General features: G+C 66.8%; 18 protein-coding genes. 10 read left to right on the forward strand and 8 right to left on the reverse strand.

Annotation, left to right across the window (positions count from 1 at the left end; genetic code table 11):
• Positions 1–10 precede the first annotated feature (10 nt).
• Positions 11–640, reverse strand: a complete 630-nt coding sequence (locus tag C1A30_RS28580) for a DedA family protein (RefSeq protein ID WP_101951615.1) — start codon at positions 638–640, stop codon at positions 11–13.
• 205 nt (positions 641–845) lie between these two features.
• Between C1A30_RS28580 and C1A30_RS28585 the strand changes: the two genes are divergently transcribed.
• From C1A30_RS28585 to C1A30_RS28595, 3 genes are all read left to right on the forward strand, one after another.
• Entirely contained in the window at positions 846–1,847 is a 1,002-nt protein-coding gene (locus C1A30_RS28585) for a TerC family protein (protein ID WP_101951616.1), read from the forward strand.
• Between the two features lie 45 nt (positions 1,848–1,892).
• Positions 1,893–2,291, forward strand: a complete 399-nt coding sequence (locus C1A30_RS28590) for a hypothetical protein (protein WP_200828452.1) — start codon at positions 1,893–1,895, stop codon at positions 2,289–2,291.
• Positions 2,292–2,583: 292 nt separating this feature from the next.
• Positions 2,584–3,909, forward strand: coding sequence for an acyltransferase (locus C1A30_RS28595; RefSeq protein ID WP_101951618.1), 1,326 nt, complete (start codon positions 2,584–2,586; stop codon positions 3,907–3,909).
• A gap of 3 nt (positions 3,910–3,912) precedes the next feature.
• Here C1A30_RS28595 and C1A30_RS28600 read toward each other — a convergent pair whose 3' ends face one another.
• Positions 3,913–5,064, reverse strand: a complete 1,152-nt coding sequence (locus C1A30_RS28600) for a serine hydrolase domain-containing protein (RefSeq protein WP_101951619.1) — start codon at positions 5,062–5,064, stop codon at positions 3,913–3,915.
• A 111-nt stretch (positions 5,065–5,175) separates the two neighbouring features.
• On the opposite strand from C1A30_RS28600, the gene C1A30_RS28605 reads away from it, so the two are divergent.
• Together C1A30_RS28605 and C1A30_RS28610 are read left to right on the forward strand one after the other, a co-directional pair.
• Entirely contained in the window at positions 5,176–5,415 is a 240-nt protein-coding gene (locus C1A30_RS28605; protein WP_101951620.1) for a hypothetical protein, read from the forward strand.
• 16 nt (positions 5,416–5,431) lie between these two features.
• Positions 5,432–5,962 carry a hypothetical protein gene (locus C1A30_RS28610; protein ID WP_101951621.1) on the forward strand — a complete coding sequence of 177 codons (531 nt, stop codon included), beginning with the start codon at positions 5,432–5,434 and terminating at the stop codon, positions 5,960–5,962.
• Positions 5,963–5,964: 2 nt separating this feature from the next.
• Here C1A30_RS28610 and C1A30_RS28615 read toward each other — a convergent pair whose 3' ends face one another.
• Both C1A30_RS28615 and C1A30_RS28620 read right to left on the reverse strand, forming a co-directional pair.
• Positions 5,965–6,486, reverse strand: a complete 522-nt coding sequence (locus C1A30_RS28615) for a 2-oxo-4-hydroxy-4-carboxy-5-ureidoimidazoline decarboxylase (RefSeq protein WP_200828453.1) — start codon at positions 6,484–6,486, stop codon at positions 5,965–5,967.
• Between the two features lie 65 nt (positions 6,487–6,551).
• Entirely contained in the window at positions 6,552–7,040 is a 489-nt protein-coding gene (locus C1A30_RS28620; protein ID WP_101951622.1) for an inorganic diphosphatase, read from the reverse strand.
• Between the two features lie 102 nt (positions 7,041–7,142).
• Here C1A30_RS28620 and dacB point away from each other — a divergent pair, with 102 nt between their 5' ends.
• The 5 genes from dacB to C1A30_RS28645 all read left to right on the forward strand — a co-directional run bounded on the left by dacB (position 7,143) and on the right by C1A30_RS28645 (position 13,427).
• Complete coding sequence (dacB, locus tag C1A30_RS28625; protein ID WP_101951623.1) at positions 7,143–8,525, forward strand: D-alanyl-D-alanine carboxypeptidase/D-alanyl-D-alanine-endopeptidase; 1,383 nt, start codon at positions 7,143–7,145, stop codon at positions 8,523–8,525.
• A complete protein-coding gene (locus tag C1A30_RS28630) occupies positions 8,522–9,574 on the forward strand; it encodes a zinc-dependent metalloprotease (protein WP_101952940.1) in 1,053 nt (350 codons plus the stop codon). The genes dacB and C1A30_RS28630 overlap by 4 nt, the downstream gene beginning before the upstream one ends.
• Positions 9,553–10,515 (forward strand): tRNA lysidine(34) synthetase TilS, encoded by a 963-nt coding sequence (gene tilS / locus C1A30_RS28635; protein WP_101951624.1) that lies wholly within the window; start codon positions 9,553–9,555, stop codon positions 10,513–10,515. Before C1A30_RS28630 ends, tilS begins: the two co-directional genes overlap by 22 nt.
• 41 nt (positions 10,516–10,556) lie before the next feature.
• The gene (gene hpt / locus C1A30_RS28640; RefSeq protein WP_101952941.1) at positions 10,557–11,120 is read left to right on the forward strand and encodes a hypoxanthine phosphoribosyltransferase; all 564 of its coding nucleotides are present in this window, start codon (positions 10,557–10,559) and stop codon (positions 11,118–11,120) included.
• Between the two features lie 84 nt (positions 11,121–11,204).
• Positions 11,205–13,427 carry a molybdopterin-dependent oxidoreductase gene (locus C1A30_RS28645; protein WP_101951625.1) on the forward strand — a complete coding sequence of 741 codons (2,223 nt, stop codon included), beginning with the start codon at positions 11,205–11,207 and terminating at the stop codon, positions 13,425–13,427.
• A 72-nt stretch (positions 13,428–13,499) separates the two neighbouring features.
• On the opposite strand, the gene C1A30_RS28650 is transcribed toward C1A30_RS28645, so the two are convergent.
• From C1A30_RS28650 to C1A30_RS28665, 4 genes are read right to left on the reverse strand one after another with little or no spacing between them, the layout of a single operon-like run.
• Positions 13,500–14,216: an SIMPL domain-containing protein gene (locus C1A30_RS28650; RefSeq protein WP_101952942.1), complete on the reverse strand. Its 717-nt coding sequence runs from the start codon at positions 14,214–14,216 to the stop codon at positions 13,500–13,502.
• Positions 14,217–14,232: 16 nt separating this feature from the next.
• Positions 14,233–15,249: a zinc-binding dehydrogenase gene (locus tag C1A30_RS28655; protein ID WP_101951626.1), complete on the reverse strand. Its 1,017-nt coding sequence runs from the start codon at positions 15,247–15,249 to the stop codon at positions 14,233–14,235.
• Positions 15,249–16,448: an LLM class flavin-dependent oxidoreductase gene (locus tag C1A30_RS28660; RefSeq protein WP_101951627.1), complete on the reverse strand. Its 1,200-nt coding sequence runs from the start codon at positions 16,446–16,448 to the stop codon at positions 15,249–15,251. Before C1A30_RS28660 ends, C1A30_RS28655 begins: the two co-directional genes overlap by 1 nt.
• Positions 16,445–17,341, reverse strand: a complete 897-nt coding sequence (locus tag C1A30_RS28665; RefSeq protein ID WP_101952943.1) for an alpha/beta fold hydrolase — start codon at positions 17,339–17,341, stop codon at positions 16,445–16,447. Before C1A30_RS28665 ends, C1A30_RS28660 begins: the two co-directional genes overlap by 4 nt.
• Between the last annotated feature and the right edge of the window lie 67 nt (positions 17,342–17,408).

The following is a 17,408-nucleotide window of genomic DNA, read 5'->3' on the forward strand; positions in this document are numbered from 1 at the left end:
GTACAAGTTACTAAGCCGCGCGCTGGCCGCGATGGTGCCGCACGCGGTGCGTGATCACAATTGCGACAACGACGACGGCTGCCGCGACCACGTACCACTTGTACCGTTCGAATGTGTCGTAGATGTCGACAATGTGCTCGCCGGCAAGGTATCCCAGCCCAGCCCACGCGCCGACCCACAGCACCGCGCCAAGGGCGTTGTAGCCGAGGAATTTCAGCCATCCCATGCCGACGATCCCCGCCAGCAGCCCGTTGATTTGGCGCAGCCCGTCGATGAACCGCGCGACGGTCACGATCTTGCCGCCGTGCCGGTCGAAGAACGCCTCGGCGCGATCCAGCCGCTGCGGGGTGAGGAAGACATAGCGGCCGAACCGCTCGGCGAGGGGCCGCCCGCCGAAGTGGCCGACGAGGAAGCCGATGTTGTCGCCGAGCACCGCTGCGAGCACGGCGACCAGGAAGACCACCGCGATGTTCATCTGGCCCGCGCCCGCGAACACGGCGGCGGCGATCAACATGATCTCGCCGGGCACCGGGACGCCGAAGTCCTCCAGGAACAGCATCCCCGCCACGCCGAGGTAGCCGTAATGCTCCAGCAGCGGCTGGACGTCGGAGAAAACACCAGGAAGTTGGGCGTCGGCCATGGGGGTAACCGTATGTTCACAAGCCCCGGTTCCGATGTGAGGCAGCTAGCTGGCACACTGGGTGACGGAGGGGAGTATTCCTTCGCCGCTGTGTCGTCACCACGTCGACCGATATCGGACGACCGGCACCGCGGGCCTGCCCGCGATTTCGCGTGGCCAGGCGGGAGAGACCTCCGGCGTTCAACGACGGCCGGAGGCTTATTCAATGCAAGTGACCCAACTCGAGTGGATGATCACGCTTGGCGTGACGGTTGCGGTGCTGCTGTTCGACGTGATCGTGATCGGCCGTCGGCCGCACGAACCGTCCAAACGGGAGCTCGGGACGTATCTCACCCTTTACGTCGCGCTCGCGATCGGCTTCGGGTTGTGGACGTGGTTCTTCCACGGCAGCCAGTACGGGCTGGAGTTCTTCGCCGGATGGCTGACCGAGTACAGCCTGTCGGTGGACAACCTGTTCATCTTCTTGATCATCATGGCCAGCTTCAAGGTGCCGAAGAAGTACCAGCAGCAGGCGCTGTTGGTGGGCATCATCCTGGCGTTGATCTTCCGCGGCATCTTCATCGCACTCGGTGCGGTGGCGATCAACCAGTTCTCCTGGGTCTTCTACCTTTTCGGGGCTTTCCTGATCTACACGGCGTTCAACCTGGTCCGTGACTCCGACCACGACGACGACGCAGAGAACTTCGTGGTGCGGTTCTCACGCAAGCACCTCAGCCTCACCGAGTCCTGGCATGGGTTGAGCCTGTGGGTCAGGGAGAACGGCAAGCGGCTGATGACGCCGATGTTCCTCGTCATCGTCGCGTTGGGCACCACCGACCTGCTGTTCGCGCTGGACTCGATTCCCGCGATCTACGGCCTCACCCAGGAGCCGTACCTCGTGTTCACCGCCAACGTGTTCGCGCTGATGGGCCTGCGCCAGCTGTACTTCCTGCTCGGCGACCTGCTGAAGCGCCTGGTCTACCTGTCGCAGGGGCTTGCGGTCATCCTGTCGTTCATCGGCGTGAAATTGCTGCTGCACGCATTGCACGAGAACGAACTGCCGTTCATCAACGGTGGCGAGCATGTGCCGGTGCCCGACATCCCGACGCTGCTGAGCCTGGGCGTCATCGTCGTCACGCTGGTGATCACGACGGCGGCCAGTCTGTACAAGACGCGCGTGCACGACGTGAAGAAGGAAGCCGAGAAGCAGACCTTGGATTCCGCCTGAGCGGAATCATCGACAGGGTCGGCGTGTTTTCCTAGCGTGACCGGCGTGCGGCTATTCGTGGCGAACTCGCCGAGCGGTGACTGGAGTGAACTGACCGATGGCGATCAGCGCACGGTGCGCGTCGCCGCTTCCGACCTGCAGCAGGCCCGCCGCGCGAGGGCGCGGATCAGGGCCGGCGGCGACGACTCGGCGGTGATCCTCGATGTCACCGTCGCGGTGGCCGGCGACTTCCGTTCGGCGAGAAGCGTTCTCGGGCCTGCGCGAGAGACAGTGCAGTACGCGGGCACCGTCGACGGGCTCGCCGGGCTGATCTCGGACATCTCGCGGGCCGACGTCGCCGACGGTGTCACGCTGATCCCCGCTTCGCCGCGACAAGATCTGCGGGACCTGGGGCGCGAAGTGCTCCGACTGCTGTCCATGCACGATCAGCCCAAGGCCTCGTAACGCGGGAGCAATTAGCTGTCAACGGCGGGTGATGTCGATTTAGACTCGTTGAAGCGACGTTTTAGAAACATGTCACGTAACTGAACTTATTGCGGCAATACAATTCCGCGGAGTTGTCGGGCTCTGTCTACAGCTGTTCGCATGCGAAATCACCGTCCGCGATGTACAGTTTCTTAGCTGGCCGGTCGTGAAGTTTCGTTGCTGTGACGATGGCGCAGCAGGTAGTGCAACTCTTCATGAAACAGGGGCGTCCATTGCGCGTTTTTGCTATCTGCGTCAATTTCGAGGCGCGATGACCACGCAACCCACCACGGATTCGACCGAGGCGGACGCCACGAAGGTCGATTCCCCGCAGCAAATTCACAGGCGGGCCAGGATTATCGGGTTGGACGGCGTGCGTGGGCTGCTGTGCCTGAGCATCGCGATCACGCACGTCACGGGCTACTACACCGCCCACACCGCGCACGTCTGGAAGACGAATGTCTTCGGTTTCTCACTGGTCTACTTTTTCGTGCTAAGTGGTTTCCTGCTGTTTCTGCCATATGTCCGAAATGTGGTTGCTGAGCGGTCCTCGGCACGGATGCCGAATGTGCGTGACTACGCGGTACACCGCCTCGCCCGGATCATGCCCGCATATCTGGTCATTTGTCTGATCGTGAATTTCGTGTTGCGGCTGTCCTATGTAGACAATGCGTCGCTGATGCCCGACGACGCCAAGACCGGAATCGGCGTCATCACCGCGCCCGGTGAATTGCTGGCCAACCTCGCGTTGGTGCAGACGTATTTCCCGGCCTACATCCAGACGGGCATCGGACCGTCCTGGTCGCTCACGCTGGAGTACGCGTTCTATCTGTCGCTTCCGCTGCTGGGATTTGCGGTGTTCGGTCTGCGCAAGCGCAGTGGGCGAAATCCGTTCGTCGTCGCGATGGTGGCGCCCACCATCTTGTTGTTGGTCGGGTTGATCGGCCGGGCGCTGATTCCGGTGGTGGATCGGTACGCGGGCACCACCGACTTCATTCTGCTCAACTGGGGGCCGAACATCGCCGCGGTCTTCACCAAGAGCATTCTGACCAACGCGGACAACTTCGCGATGGGGATGTTCGCCGCAATCGTGTTCGTCGGGATCGAGCGCGGCGCGCTGCCGCAGCGGATCAGTCGACGCATCCGGATGGCCAGTGCTGTCGCGATACTCCCCGTCCTGGTTGTCAGCGCCGCCTTCTTCGGGATCGCAGTGCAATTCGTGACGGCCGGCGTCGGTGTGGTCGCGGCCCTGATGATCCTCATCGTCGTGGTGCCCCTTGCGCACGGCCGCAAATCGAAGTTGGCGACGTTCCTCGACGTCCGGCCGATCCGCTACGTCGGCGAGATCTCGCTGTCGGCGTACCTGTGGCACTTCCCGATGCTGCTCCTGCTGGGCAAGCTCGGATGGATGGCCGGTGACACGCTGCCGGGCATGCTGCACAACATCGTGCTGCTGCTCGCGGTGACGATCCTGGCCGCGACCGTCACGTACTACCTCGTCGAGAAGCCCTCGATGAACTACGCCAGGCGTCTGCGCGGTGGTAAGAAATCGCCTGCGGCGCCGGACAAGTCGAAACTGGCGCCGGCGACCAAGTAACCGTCAACCAAGCGCGTCGAAGATGATCTCGGCGTAGCGAATGGTGCGCTCGGTTCCCGTTGTCCCCGGGCCCATCCTGTTCATCACATAAGAGAAGGTGGCGTGGTGTTCGGGGGCCATCACCACCATCGATCCGCCCCAGCCGCCCCAGAAGCAGATCCTGCCCTCCGGCACCCCCGGAACGCTTTCCGGCGACGGCAATCCGAACCCGATGCCGAACCGCAACGGCACCATCAGTACCAGGTCGATGCCGTTGGATTGCTCCTGGAAGATCAGGTCGATGGTGTCCTCACTCAGCAGCTGCACGCCGTTGGCCTTGCCGCCCAACGAGATTGGTGACAGTGCGCGCGCCAGCGCGCGGGCGTTGCCATGCCCGTTGACGCCGCCGATGTCGGCGCGGCGCCAGGGCGTTGTCTCGACGATCAGCGCGGTGTTCTCGTCGGGCGGGAAACCCGCGAACGTCTTGTAGGCAGGGTGGTCGTGGGGTAGGTCGTCGAGTGAGATGGGTAGCGGCGGAGGCGGAACCACCTCCGCGACGCGGTGCTCGTCTGCGGGGCCGAGACCGATTTGGACGTCGGCCTGCAGGGGCGCGGCGATCTCGTCGCGCACGAACTCTTTGAGGGTTTTGCCGGTGGCGCGGCGGATCACCTCGCCGATCAGGTGCCCGTAGTTGACGGCGTGATAGCCAGACGCCGACCCCGGCGTCCACCAGGGCTCCTGTCGGGCCAGCTGGTCGGTCGCCTTCTCCCAGTCGTAGATGTCGTCGATGCCGAACGGCACCTGCCAACCTGAGACGCCCGAGGTGTGCGACATCAGGTGACGAACTTCGATGTCCTGCTTGCCGTTCTGAGCGAACTCCGGCCAGTAACTGGCGACCGGAGCGAACGCGTCGATATCGCCGCGGTCGATCGCGATCAGTGCGGCAAGCGCGGTCAGCGTCTTCGTGCACGAGAAGAAGTTCACGATCGTGTCGTGCGCCCACGGCGTCGTCTTCGCGCGGTCGGCGTGGCCGCCCCAGATGTCGACCACCATGTCACCGTCAATATCGACGGCGATCGAGGCGCCCAGTTCCTCCCCCTTGGCGAGTTCGTCGGCCAGCGCGTCGGCGACCTTGGCGAAGCGACTCTGGCAGTGGCCATTCACGGCATCGTTCATCGGGCCATCATGCGGCATCGAGGCAGAGTTATTTGTCCAATGCGTCCAAAACGTGCGGGCAGGCGGCGTACCGTTTGCAGTGCAAATTCCCAGCACGGGCGGAGGAATCTGATGCGCAAATTCGGCATGGCCCTTGCGATAACCGCGATGATGTTCGGCTCGGTGGCCACCGCGCAGACGGCATACGCGGCGCAGAGCTCGCACGACACGAATGTGGCCACACAGCCGGCGGTGCCGGTCGGGCCCAAGGTGCAGATGCTCGATTGCTACGGCACGACCGGCGGAATGGGCTGCGGGCCCGGATGGGTTTGGCGCGACGGCTGGCGCGGATTCGGCTGCTACCCCTGCTGACGGATAGGAGCACGACGTGTACAGAGTCCAGACAATTGCAGGCGGCATCGCTGCCGCTGCGGTGCTGACGTTCAGCGGGTTCGGTTATGCCGCAGCACAACCCGGCGACTACGGCGCCTTGCCGGTGGACCCGAATTTGATCACCGACTCGCTCGCCTACAACGCGGCGCCCGCCGTGTTCAATCCGGATGGGCAGCCAGGTGTCGAGACGGTCTACACCCACCGCGATGGCAGTCGCACGATCACGAGCACCATCCTTGTGCTTCCCGATGCGCAGGCCGCGACGGCCGCGTTGGACGCGGCGAGGGGACAACTGGCGGTCGCCGACGGCAAATCCCAACCCGCTGACGTCGGTTCGGGCGGGACGATACTGACGGGGATGTCACCGGACGGTTCGAAGTCGGTGACGGTGCTGTCCTTCACCCAGGGCAATACCGCAGCCACCATCGAATTCGCAGGCGCGGCAAGTGATCCCGCGCCCGAGGACCTGGTCCTCGAACTGGGCAGGAAACAGGACACCGCGATCCAGGACTGGCAGGCGGCCTAGCCTCACCAGTTGTCGTAACCGCCTTCCGGCCCGAGCATGCGCTCGAGCCGGGTGCGGTTGATGCGTGCCAACTCGTTGCGCACGATCTTGCGCTCGGTCTCGAAGTCGTTGTGCAGACGGTCGGTCATGGTGGCCAGCACGTCCTGCGCCGAATAGCCGTTGACGAACATCACGAACCCGAAGCCGAAGTGCTCCAGGTAGCCCTTGGACGCGACGGTGAGCTTGTCCATCACCCCGGGTCGGTCGCACCACACCGCGCATTGTTCGGCCGCTGACTTCTCGCTGCCCGGCCGCCGCCCGACGTCGGGGTAGGCCTGCAGGATCGAGTCGATCGAATCCTCCGACAGCCCGAACAACAGGGCGTCGGCCTGGCGGAACAACCGGTCGTGGCTGTCGTACGGACGGCCGCGGGCCAGGTCGGCGGCCAGTGGCACGCTGTAACAACACTCGTAGATCGCATGCACGGCCCGACGCATCGGCATTGCGTTGAACGCGTCCAGGCCGATCCCCTGATGCATCAACACACAGCAATCTTCAAGCGTGCAGAGCACGCCGACGTTAAGGCGTGTTACAGCGAGGAAAAATACTGCTAGTGCCCGGCCTGTTTGAAGCGCTCGACTGAGGCCTTCAACTCCGCCTCGGCCTCCTGGCGGCCCACCCAGTCGGCGGCCTTGACGAACTTGCCCGGTTCCAGGTCCTTGTAGTGCACGAAGAAGTGTTTGATCGCCTCCAGTTCGAAGGCGGGCACATCGTCGAGGTCTTGAATGTGGTCCCAGCGCGGGTCACCGGCGGGCACGCACAGCAGCTTGTCGTCGCCGCCGGCCTCGTCGGTCATCCTGAACATCGCGACTACTCGAGCCTCGACGATGCATCCGGGGAACACCGACTCGGGCAGCAGGACCAGCGCGTCCAGCGGATCGCCGTCCTCCCCGAGGGTGTTCTCGAAGAAGCCGTAGTCGGTCGGATAACCCATCGGGGTGAACAGATAGCGGTCCAGCTTCACGCGGCCGGTTTCGTGGTCCACCTCGTATTTGTTGCGCGATCCCTTGGGGATCTCGATGACGACGTCGAACTCCACCGCCGCGGCTCCTTACCGATGTGCTCAGGTCTGACAGGGACGGGCTCACCCTAACGGAGCGATACGCTGCAGTGAGGTGCTGGGCAACAGAGCAGGAGAGTTATGCGGCCGACGCAGTGGCGGCGATCGACGCATGTGCTGATCGGCGTGGCGGTGCTGCTGCTGGTTGCCGTCGTCGTCGCGGTGGCCGCCGTGCTCACCACCGGCAACTCGACCAGCGATGCGCAGGCCGTGAAGCCGGCGCCCGCCGCGGCGACCGCAGCCCCCGGCGTCGTCCCGGTAGGCGACTCGGCGACCAAACCGACCCCCGACCGGTTGGCCGCGCTGCTGGCGCCGCTGGTGGCCGACCCGAACCTGGGCGCCCTGACCGGCAGGATCACCGACGCGATCACCGGCGCGCAGTTGTGGGCGCAGGGCGCCGACGTGCCGATGCAGCCGGCGTCGGTGAACAAGACGCTGACCACCGCCGCCGCGCTGCTCGCGCTCGACCGCGACGCGCGGCTGACCACCCGCGTGCTGTCGACCGGGCAACCGGGCGTCGTCGTGCTCAAAGGTGGCGGTGACCCGACCCTGTCGGCCGCGCCACCGGGCAAACCCACCTGGTACAAGGGTGCGGCCCGGATCAGCGATCTGGCCGATCAAGTGCGTCGCAGCGGTGCCGACGTCACCACCGTCCAGGTCGACGTCAGCGCGTACAGCGGTCCGACCATGGCGCCGGGTTGGGATCCCGCTGATATCGGGGGCGGCGACATCGCGCCGATGGAGGCCGTGATGCTCGACGGCGGGCGCACCCAGCCGGTCACCGTCGAGTCCGGGCGCTCCACGACCCCCGCCCTGGATGCGGGGCGCGCGCTGGCCGTCGCGCTGAACGTGGACCCGGCCACCGTGACCGTGCTGCCCAACGGGCTGCGCGGCGGTCAGGAGATCGCGTCGGTGCAGTCGCCGCCCCTGCTGGAACGGCTGCGCCAGATGATGAACGAGTCGGACAACGTGATGGCCGAGTCGATCGCCCGTGAGGTCGCCGCGCAGGCAGGCAAGCCGCAGAGTTTCGACGGCGCCGTGCAAGCCGTGCTCGGGGAACTCGAGATGGCGAAGATCGACACCGGCAATTCGCATCTGGTCGACTCCAGCGGCCTTTCGGTCGACGACCGATTGACCGCCGAGACGCTCGACGAGGTGGTCAACGCGGCCGCAGGCGACGACCATCCCAAGCTGCGGCCCCTGGTCGACCTGCTGCCGATCGCCGGGGGCAGCGGCACGCTGTCCAATCGCTACCTCGACACCGACGCCGGCCGGGCGGCCGCGGGTTACCTGAGGGCCAAGACGGGATCGCTGACGGGAACCAATTCGTTGGCAGGCATCGTCACCGACGCCAGCGGGCGGGTGCTCACCTTCGCGTTCATCTCCAACAACGCCGGGCCGACGGGCCGAACGGCGATCGACACGCTGGCCGCGGCGCTGCGATCCTGCGGGTGCAGCACATGAATTCGTCGACCAAGCCGAGGCTGACCGTCGGCCGCGCCGTCGACTGGCAGTTCGCCGCCACGGTGGGCGCCAAACTCGCGCGGCCTGGCCCCGCCGCCACCGCCTACCCCCGCCGACAGGTCATCGAGCAGTTGGCCGAGGCGTCCCGCAACGCCGAACTCCCGGTCCGCGAGGTGACCGGCCTCAGCGAGGGCGGTGAGATTCCCGAGGCTCGCGTCGTCGACCGCGTCGAATGGATCCGCGCCGCAACGCAATCCATGCGGGTGATGACCGGCGGCACACAAGGTCCACGCGGCATGATCACCAGCCGCATCACCGGTGCGCAGACCGGCGCGGTGCTGGCGTTCATCTCGTCGGGCATCCTCGGCCAGTACGACCCGTTCGGACCCAACGGCGGCGAACTGCTGCTGGTGTATCCGAACGTCATCGCCGTCGAACGCCAATTGCGGGTGTTGCCAGCCGATTTCCGGTTGTGGGTGTGCCTGCATGAAGTCACTCACCGAGTGCAGTTCCGCGCCAACCCCTGGCTGGCTGAGCACATGTCGCAGTCGCTGGCGGTGCTGACCGATGACGCCACCCAAGACGTCACCGAGGTGGTCGGACGACTTGCCGAGTTGGTCCGCAACAAGCGCGACGGCGTTGCGCAGGAACCGAATTCAACCGGGGTTCTGGGCTTGCTGCGGGCGGTGCAGTCCGAGCCGCAGCGGCGCGCGCTCGACCAGTTGCTGGTCCTCGGCACGTTGTTGGAAGGGCACGCCGACCATGTGATGGACGCGGTGGGCCCCGCGGTGGTGCCGACCGTGTCGACCATTCGGCGTCGATTCGACGAACGCCGCAGACGCAAGCAGCCACCGCTGCAGCGCATCCTGCGAGCGCTGCTGGGTGTGGACGCCAAGATGAGCCAGTACACCCGCGGCAAGGCGTTCGTCGACCACGTCGTCGGCCAGGTCGGAATGGCAAGGTTCAACACCGTCTGGTCGAACGCCGAAACCCTGCCGCTGCCAACCGAAATCGATGAGCCGCAGCGATGGATCGACAGGGTGCTGTAGCAGCGCTGAAGGCGGCGCTGGCCGCATTCGTCAGCGAGCAGGGCGCAGACGACGACCGCTGGTGTGTCGGGCTGTCCGGCGGTGCGGATTCGCTGGCGCTGACGGCCGTCGCCGCTGCGGCCAAGCCGACCACCGCGCTGATCGTCGATCATCGGCTGCAACCTGACTCCGGCGACGTCGCGGCTACTGCGAAGCAACAGGCACTGTCGCTGGGATGCGTTGACGCCCAAGTGCTTTGCGTCGATGTCGGTACGGCCGGCGGGCCCGAGGCCGCCGCGCGCACCGCGCGCTACCGCGCGTTGGACGACGCCCGCGGCGGGATGCCGGTGCTGCTCGCGCACACACTCGACGACCAGGCCGAGACGGTACTGCTCGGGCTCGGCCGCGGATCGGGCTCGCGGTCGATCGCGGGCATGCGGCCGAGCGATCCGCCGTGGTACCGCCCACTGCTCGGCGTTCGTCGTGCGCTCACCCACGCCGCATGCGACGAGTTGGGGCTGACGCCGTGGCGCGACCCGCACAACGCGGATCGCCGATTCACCCGCAGCAGGCTGCGCGCCGAGGTGCTGCCGTTGTTGGAGGACGTGCTCGGCGGCGGGGTCGCTGAGGCGCTGGCCCGCACCGCGGCGGCACTGCGTGAAGACACCGACGCCCTCGACCGGTTGGCCGCCGAGGCGCTGGCCGATGTCGGCTCGGGGGGTGCTCTGGACACCGCGCGGTTGGCGGCGCTGCCGGAGGCGGTCCGACGCAGGGTGATTCGCGGCTGGCTGCTGGCCGGCGGCGCCAGCGGGCTGACCGACAAGCAGATCCGCGGCGTCGACACTCTGGTCACTGCATGGCGCGGTCAGGGCGGCGTCGCCGTCGGCTCACCGTTGCGCAGTCAGCGCCTGATCGCCGGGCGCCGCGACGGGATGCTGACGCTGCACACCGAACCGGTGTGAAGGTATGGCACGCTGTGGACGTGGTCGAGCAACCTACCGAGATGTACCCCGGCGACATCAAGTCGGTGTTGCTCTCGTCGCAGGCGCTCCAGGACAAGATCGCCGAACTCGGCGCGCGGGTCGGTGACGACTACCGCGACGCAATCGCCGAGAACTCTCAGGACCTGCTCCTGATCACCGTGCTCAAGGGCGCGGTTTTCTTCGTCACCGACCTCGCCCGGGCGATTCCGCTGCCCACCCAGCTGGAGTTCATGGCGGTCAGCTCCTACGGGTCGTCGACGTCGTCGTCGGGTGTGGTGCGCATCCTCAAGGACCTCGATCGCGACATCAACGACCGCGACGTGCTGATCGTCGAGGACGTGGTCGACTCCGGGCTGACGTTGTCCTGGCTGCTGCGGAACCTGGCGACGCGGCGTCCGCGGTCGCTGCGGGTGTGCACGCTGCTGCGTAAGCCCGACGCGGTGCGCGCCGACGTCGACATCGCCTACGTCGGCTTCGACATCCCCAACGAGTTCGTCGTCGGCTATGGCCTCGACTATGCCGAGCGCTACCGCGACCTGCCGTACATCGGCACGCTGGACCCCAAGGTCTACGAGCAGGTCTGACCCCCCTCGCGCCCAAACGGACAAACGGGCGGGAAAGCGCGAGAAGAATTCGGCAAAACGTCGATCTCGGCGCAAGATGAGGCAATGTCCACCACAGCCCTGAGGATCTGCCCTCTGTGCGAAGCCACTTGCGGCCTGACGCTGACAATCTCCGAGGGCCGGGTGACGGCCGCCCGCGGCGACCGCGACGACGTCTTCAGCCACGGATTCATCTGCCCGAAGGGCGCCAGCTTCGCCGAACTCGACAACGATCCCGACCGGCTGAGTACGCCGCTGGTCCGCCGCGACGGCCAGCTGACCGAAGCCACCTGGGAGGAGGCCTACGCCGTGGTCGCCGAGCGGCTCAGCGCGGTGATCCGCGACCACGGCGGCGCGTCGGTCGGTGTCTACCTCGGCAACCCGAACGCGCACACGATCGCGGGCAGCCTCTACGCGCCGTTGATCATCCGCGCGCTGCGCACCCGCCAGATGTTCAGCGCGAGCACGCTGGACCAGATGCCCAAGCACGTCGCGCTGGGCCACATGTTCGGCAGTCCCGTCGCGTTCACCGTGCCCGATCTGGACCGCACCGACTACCTGGTCATCATCGGCGCGAATCCCCTTGTCTCCAACGGAAGTTTGGCCACCGCCGCCGACTTCCCCGGTAAGCTGCGCGCCCTGCGCAAGCGCGGCGGCAAGCTGACCGTCATCGACCCGGCGCGCACCCGCACCGCCGAACTGGCCGACCGCCACCTCGCGCCGCGGCCCGGCACCGACGCCGCGCTGCTGTTCGGCGTCGTCCACGTGCTGTTCGACGAAGACCTGGTCGCACCGGATCTCGGCGGAATGGCCGACCACGTCAACGGACTGGAGCAGGTCCGCGAACTGGCCGGCGCGTTCGCGCCGGAGACGGTAGCCGCGCACTGCGGCGTGACCGCCGACGAGATACGCTCCATGGCCCGTGAGATCGCGACGGCGCCCACGGCAGCGGTGTACGGCCGAATCGGCACGTCCACAGTCGAATTCGGCACCATCGGCAGCTGGCTCGTCGACGTCATCAATGTGTTGACCGGAAACCTCGACCGGCCGGGCGGCGCGATGTTCCCGCTGGGCGCGGCCATGCCGGCGCCGCGACCCGCCGGTCCCGGCAAGGGCTTCGCCACCGGGCGATGGCACAGCCGCGTCTCGGGGTATCCAGAGGCGCTGTCCGAACTGCCCGCCGCGGCGCTGGCCGAGGAGATCGACACCGAAGGTGACGGGCAGATCAAGGCGATGATCACGATCGCGGGCAACCCGGTGCTGTCGGCTCCCGACGGCGACCGTCTCGACCGTGCGCTCGACAGCGTCGAATTCATGGTCAGTATCGACCCGTATCTCAACGAGACCACGCGTCACGCCGACGTGATCCTGCCGCCACCACCGCCGTCGCGGACCGGTCACTACGACTTCGCGTTGAACAACCTCGCGGTGCGTAACAACGCCCGCTATACGCCGCCTGCGCTGCCGTTGGACGGCAGGCCCGACGAACCGGAGATCCTGTCGCGGCTGGCGCTGATCCTCTACGGCGTGGGCTACGACCAGGATCCGGGTCTCGTCGACCAGCAGGTCATCACCACCACGTTGGAGAAGGAGACCGCAGACCCGCATTCCCCGGTGGCCGGGCGCGCCGTCGACGAGATGGTCGCGATGCTGATCGACGGGCCCGGCTACGAACGCAGGCTGGACATGATGTTGCGGCTCGGCCCCTACGGCGACGCGTTCGGCGCCAAACCCGACGGTTTGACGCTGGAGCGGTTGAAGGCGGCGCCGCACGGCATCGACCTCGGCGCGCTGCAGCCGCGGATCCCCGAGGTGCTCAAAACCCGTTCTGGCCGAATCGAACTCGCTCCGGAGGCGTTGATCGCCGACGTGGCGCGGCTGCGGGATTCGCTGGGGCGCGGCGACGACGGCTTCATGCTGATCGGTCGCCGACACCTGCGTTCGAACAACAGCTGGATGCACAACCTGCCTGCGCTGGCCGGCGGCACCAACCGCTGCACGCTGCAGATCCATCCGGACGATGCCGAGGAGCTCGGGTTGACGGAGAACGCGTCGATCAAGGGCCCCGGCGGCGACCTGGTGGCACCGATCGAGCTCACGCCGGGCATGCGGCGCGGTGTCGTCTCGCTGCCGCACGGCTGGGGACACGACCGCGGCGGCACCCGTCAACTGGTCGCCGCCGACCAACCGGGGGTCAACGTCAACCAACTCAACGACGGCGGGCAACTCGACCCGCTGTCGGGCACCGCCGTGCTCAACGGCATCCCGGTGGTGGTGTCACCCGCCTGAGACTGCGCCGAAACGGTATTCCAGCAGAGAAAGTTCGAGCAGAGGCCTGCCGGAATACCGTTTCGGCGGAGATCAGGTGAGCTCGAAGATGACCGTCACGGAGAAGTTCACGGTCTGCTGACCGGGTTCCACCGGCACCGCCGCCATCTCGGCGCCCTTGAAGTTGGGCAGCGGGGTGGGCGGCGTCGACCCGCCCGACTCGGTGATCGAGACGACCTTGCCGAGGTGCAGGCCGGACAGCTGTGCGTACTGCTGAGCGCGGTCCTTGGCGTCGTTGAAGGCCCGCGCCCTGGCATCCTTCACCAGTTGCGAGTCGTCGTCGAGCGAATAGTTCACCGAGTTGATCCGGGTGGCGTCACCGCCGGTGTTGATGATCGACGCCAACGTCTGCGATGCGGTGTCGAGCTTGCGGACCTTGATGTCGATCGAATTGTTCGCGCGGTAGCCGACGATGGTGGTGCTGTCGCCGCCCGCGAACTGTGGCTGCAGGCTGACATTCGAGGTGCTGATGTCCTTGCGGTCGATGCCTGCCCCGACCAACGCGTCGATGACCGCCTGCTGACGATCGCTGGTCTGGTTCATCGCGCCACTGACGTCGGGCGCGACGAACTCGATGGACGCGTTGACGTTCAGCGTGTCGGGGGCGCCCTGCACCTCGCCCGCCCCCACCACGGTGACCTGACGCGTCTCCCTGTCGGAGGAGCCCGTTGGCCCGGATGTCGAGTCGCAGGCCGAGAGTCCTACGGCGGCAAGCGCCGCCGCGGCGATGAGAAGCAGGCGGGTGGGCATGCCTGGCACCATACCGTCAGGGAGTCACCAGGATCTTGCAGTGCGCATCGGGATGGGCCAGGTCTTCAAAAGCGGCGCCGACGCCGTCCAGACCGACCTCCCCGGTGATCATCGGTGCGACGTCGATGTCGCCCTCGGCGATCGCGCGCAGGCAATCGGTGAACTCGGTCGGGTCGTAGGCCAGGACGAACTGCACGTTGATCTGCTTGGCGATCGCGAAGTACGGGTGGAAGGTGTCGGCCTGCATGCAGACGCCCGCTACGACGACGCGGGCGCCGACCGGCGCACGGCGCAGGATGTCGTCGATGACGCCAGGCACGCCGACCACCTCGAAGATCACCGCAGGCCGTGCGCTGTCGAACGGTGACCCTTCGGCGGGGTCGACGGTGGCGGTGGCGCCCATGGCCTGTGTCAGGTCGCGTCGGCGTGCCGAAAAGTCAGCTGCGACAATGGTTTCCACGCCGAGACGACGCAGCCCGGCGATGACCGCGAGCCCGATCGGACCGCAGCCCAGCACGAGCGCTGCCTCGCCGCGCTGGATCGCGGACTTGTTCACCGCGTGCAGGCCGACGGCCATCGGTTCGGTCAGCGCCGCGTGCCGCGGGTCCAGTCCGTTCGGAATCGGCGTCAGCAGGGGCGCGCTCAACAGCATCCGCTCGGCGTAGCCGCCGATCGTCTTGTTGGAGTAGACGATCGGCTCGACGCCGGTCGCCGACACCAGCACCGGCAATGAGGTGACCAGTGTGCCGGCGGCGGGGGCTTCGGTGTCCGGTCCCGCTTCCAGCACCTCGGCGCTGAATTCGTGTCCCATGTAGATGTCGCGGTCCAGGTCGATGTTCATGCTGCCGCCGCCGAAGCCCTCGATCTGGTTGTTCAGTTCCAGGACGTCCGCGCCGTGCTGGGCGAAATGCAAGTCAGAGCCGCAGATTCCGCACGCCTGCACGCCGACCAGCACCTGGCCCGGTCCGGGGACCGGTTCGGCCACGTCGTCGCGGAGCACCATGCGACCGCCGCGCAGCACCGAAGCGCGCATCAGTTCTCCTGTTCCTTCAGTTCGCCGGTGTGCTCGCTGATCGCCTTGACGATCGCCTCGCCCGCGCGGCCAAGCAGCTTGTCGCGCATGCTCTTTGCCCAGTCGTGCGACGCCCGCGGCGCGGTCAGCTGACCCTTGAAATGCGGGATCACCTCGCGGGCGAACAGTTCGTAGGAGTGGTAGGTGGCCGCGGGTGAGGCCCAGTCGTGGCCGAGCAGCAGCAGCGTGCCGAATCCACCGGACTGCTCGAGCAGGTCCTGGATGTAGGCCACCGCGTCGCCGGGAGTGCCGATGCAGCAATTGCCCATACCCGCATATTCGGCGACGAACTCCCGCGGCGATTGCGTTCCCACTGCGCCGTCGCTGGCGTTCGACAGCGGCACGAAACCGGCCGCGCCGAAATAGTTCGCGAAGTCCTGCAGCCCGTACGTGCAGTCGTCGATGGCCTGCTCCCTGGTGTCGGCCAGATGCATGATGGCCAGCACCCGCCAGTCGGCGCGGTCGGGTTCGTCACGACCCGACTTCGCAGCCTGATCCGTCACCACACCCCAGGTGTTCTCCAGCGCCGCGTAACCGCCCGGCACCGACATCGACAGGGAAAGCAGCGACGTGCCGAGCGCGCCGGCCAGCCGCGGGCCCGACGGGGAAATCATTGCCGCGGTGGAGATTTCGGGATACGGCCAGGTGTATGGACGAACGTGCAGTTGCGCGTCGCGCAGCGTGAACCAGTCGGACTGCCGGTCGATCCGCTCGTCGGGTGCTGCGCGGAACAGCGCCAGGATCGCCTCGAGCGACTCCTGCATCATCCTGCGCTGCTCGACCGGGTCGATGCCCATCATGTAGGCGTCGGACGGCAGCGCGCCCGGCCCGGTGCCGAACATCACCCGCCCGCGGGTGAGATGGTCGAGCAGCACCCACCGGTCGGCCACCATCAGCGGATGGTGGTAGGGCAGCGACACCACACCGGTGCCCAGCCGAATGTGTTTGGTGCGCTCGGCGGCCGCGGCGATGAACACCTCGGGGCAGGCGATCAACTCGTATCCGCCGGAATGGTGCTCGCCGAACCACACCTCGTCGTACCCGAGTTTGTCCAGCGCCACGGTGCGGTCCAGGTCGTATTCGAGTGCGACGGTGGGGGATTGGCCCACCGGGTGGAACGGCGTGATGAAGACGCCGAAGTTCAGCGGTCTGTCCGTCATGACTGCTCCAGTTCTGCGAGGAATGCCAGCAGGATGCGGTTGACCTCGTCGGGCCGCTCCTGCTGCACCCAGTGCCCCGCGCCCTCGATCCACTTCTCCGTGTACGGCCCCGCGACCATCTCGTGGGCGCGGGCGGGATTCATGGTCGGGCCCACCGGGTCGGCCGTGCCGCCGACGAACAGCGCGGGCACCGTGATCTTCGCGTCGGCTAACTGCGGCGTCGACTCCCAGTTGCGGTCGTAGTTGCGGTACCAGTTCAGCGCTCCGGTGAATCCGGTGCTGCCGAATTCGGTCACGTAATGCTGGAACTCTTCGGCGCTGATCCAGTTCGGCAGCGGCGCCGGTCCCGCCACGAGGCCCGCGAACATCCCGCTCATCGTGGCGGCCACGTCGGCCTCCATCTCGGCCTCGGCGACCCCTGGCTCCTGGAAGCGCAACATGTAGAAGTCCTCGCCGAACTTCTGCCGCCAGCGCTCGGTGGGTCGGGACCGGGCCCGCGGAATGGGCGGGACCGACAGGCCCGCGGCCGCCCTGACGCGCTGCGGGTGCAACACGGCGGTGTGCCACACCACCATGGCGCCCCAGTCATGGCCGATGAACACCGCCCGCTCGGTGCCGACCTCGTCGAGCAGGCCGACGAGGTCGCCGGTCAGGGCATGGATGTCGTAGTCCTCGACGGCCTCGGGCTGCTCGGAGCAGCCGTAGCCGCGCTGATCGGGCGCCAGCACGTGATAGCCCGCGGCCGCGAGCACCGGGATCTGGTGGCGCCACGAGTAGGCCAGTTCGGGAAAGCCGTGGGCCAATACGACGACGGGAGCACCCGCCTCACCGGCCTCGTACAACCGCAGCGAAACGCCGTTGGTCTCGACTAACCGCTCGGTCGAGGTGAGCACGACCACAGCCAAGCACAGGGCGGTGGTTGCCGAAAGAGTGCCCGAGAGAACCGCCGGGAACCTTCCT

The organism is Mycobacterium sp. 3519A, assembly GCF_900240945.1.
GTDB lineage: Bacteria > Actinomycetota > Actinomycetes > Mycobacteriales > Mycobacteriaceae > Mycobacterium.

Excerpts from the sequence above, each read along its gene's own strand:
- tilS (WP_101951624.1), top strand. The coding sequence starts at position 9,553 with ATGGATCGACAGGGTGCTGTAGCAGCGCTGAAGGCGGCGCTGGCCGCA.
- C1A30_RS28660 (WP_101951627.1), bottom strand. The coding sequence starts at position 16,448 with ATGACGGACAGACCGCTGAACTTCGGCGTCTTCATCACGCCGTTCCAC.
- C1A30_RS28630 (WP_101952940.1), top strand. The coding sequence starts at position 8,522 with ATGAATTCGTCGACCAAGCCGAGGCTGACCGTCGGCCGCGCCGTCGAC.
- C1A30_RS28585 (WP_101951616.1), top strand. The coding sequence starts at position 846 with ATGCAAGTGACCCAACTCGAGTGGATGATCACGCTTGGCGTGACGGTT.
- C1A30_RS28580 (WP_101951615.1), bottom strand. The coding sequence starts at position 640 with ATGGCCGACGCCCAACTTCCTGGTGTTTTCTCCGACGTCCAGCCGCTG.
- C1A30_RS28605 (WP_101951620.1), top strand. The coding sequence starts at position 5,176 with ATGCGCAAATTCGGCATGGCCCTTGCGATAACCGCGATGATGTTCGGC.
- C1A30_RS28650 (WP_101952942.1), bottom strand. The coding sequence starts at position 14,216 with ATGCCCACCCGCCTGCTTCTCATCGCCGCGGCGGCGCTTGCCGCCGTA.
- C1A30_RS28645 (WP_101951625.1), top strand. The coding sequence starts at position 11,205 with ATGTCCACCACAGCCCTGAGGATCTGCCCTCTGTGCGAAGCCACTTGC.
- C1A30_RS28655 (WP_101951626.1), bottom strand. The coding sequence starts at position 15,249 with ATGCGCGCTTCGGTGCTGCGCGGCGGTCGCATGGTGCTCCGCGACGAC.
- hpt (WP_101952941.1), top strand. The coding sequence starts at position 10,557 with ATGTACCCCGGCGACATCAAGTCGGTGTTGCTCTCGTCGCAGGCGCTC.
- C1A30_RS28600 (WP_101951619.1), bottom strand. The coding sequence starts at position 5,064 with ATGAACGATGCCGTGAATGGCCACTGCCAGAGTCGCTTCGCCAAGGTC.
- C1A30_RS28595 (WP_101951618.1), top strand. The coding sequence starts at position 2,584 with ATGACCACGCAACCCACCACGGATTCGACCGAGGCGGACGCCACGAAG.
- dacB (WP_101951623.1), top strand. The coding sequence starts at position 7,143 with ATGCGGCCGACGCAGTGGCGGCGATCGACGCATGTGCTGATCGGCGTG.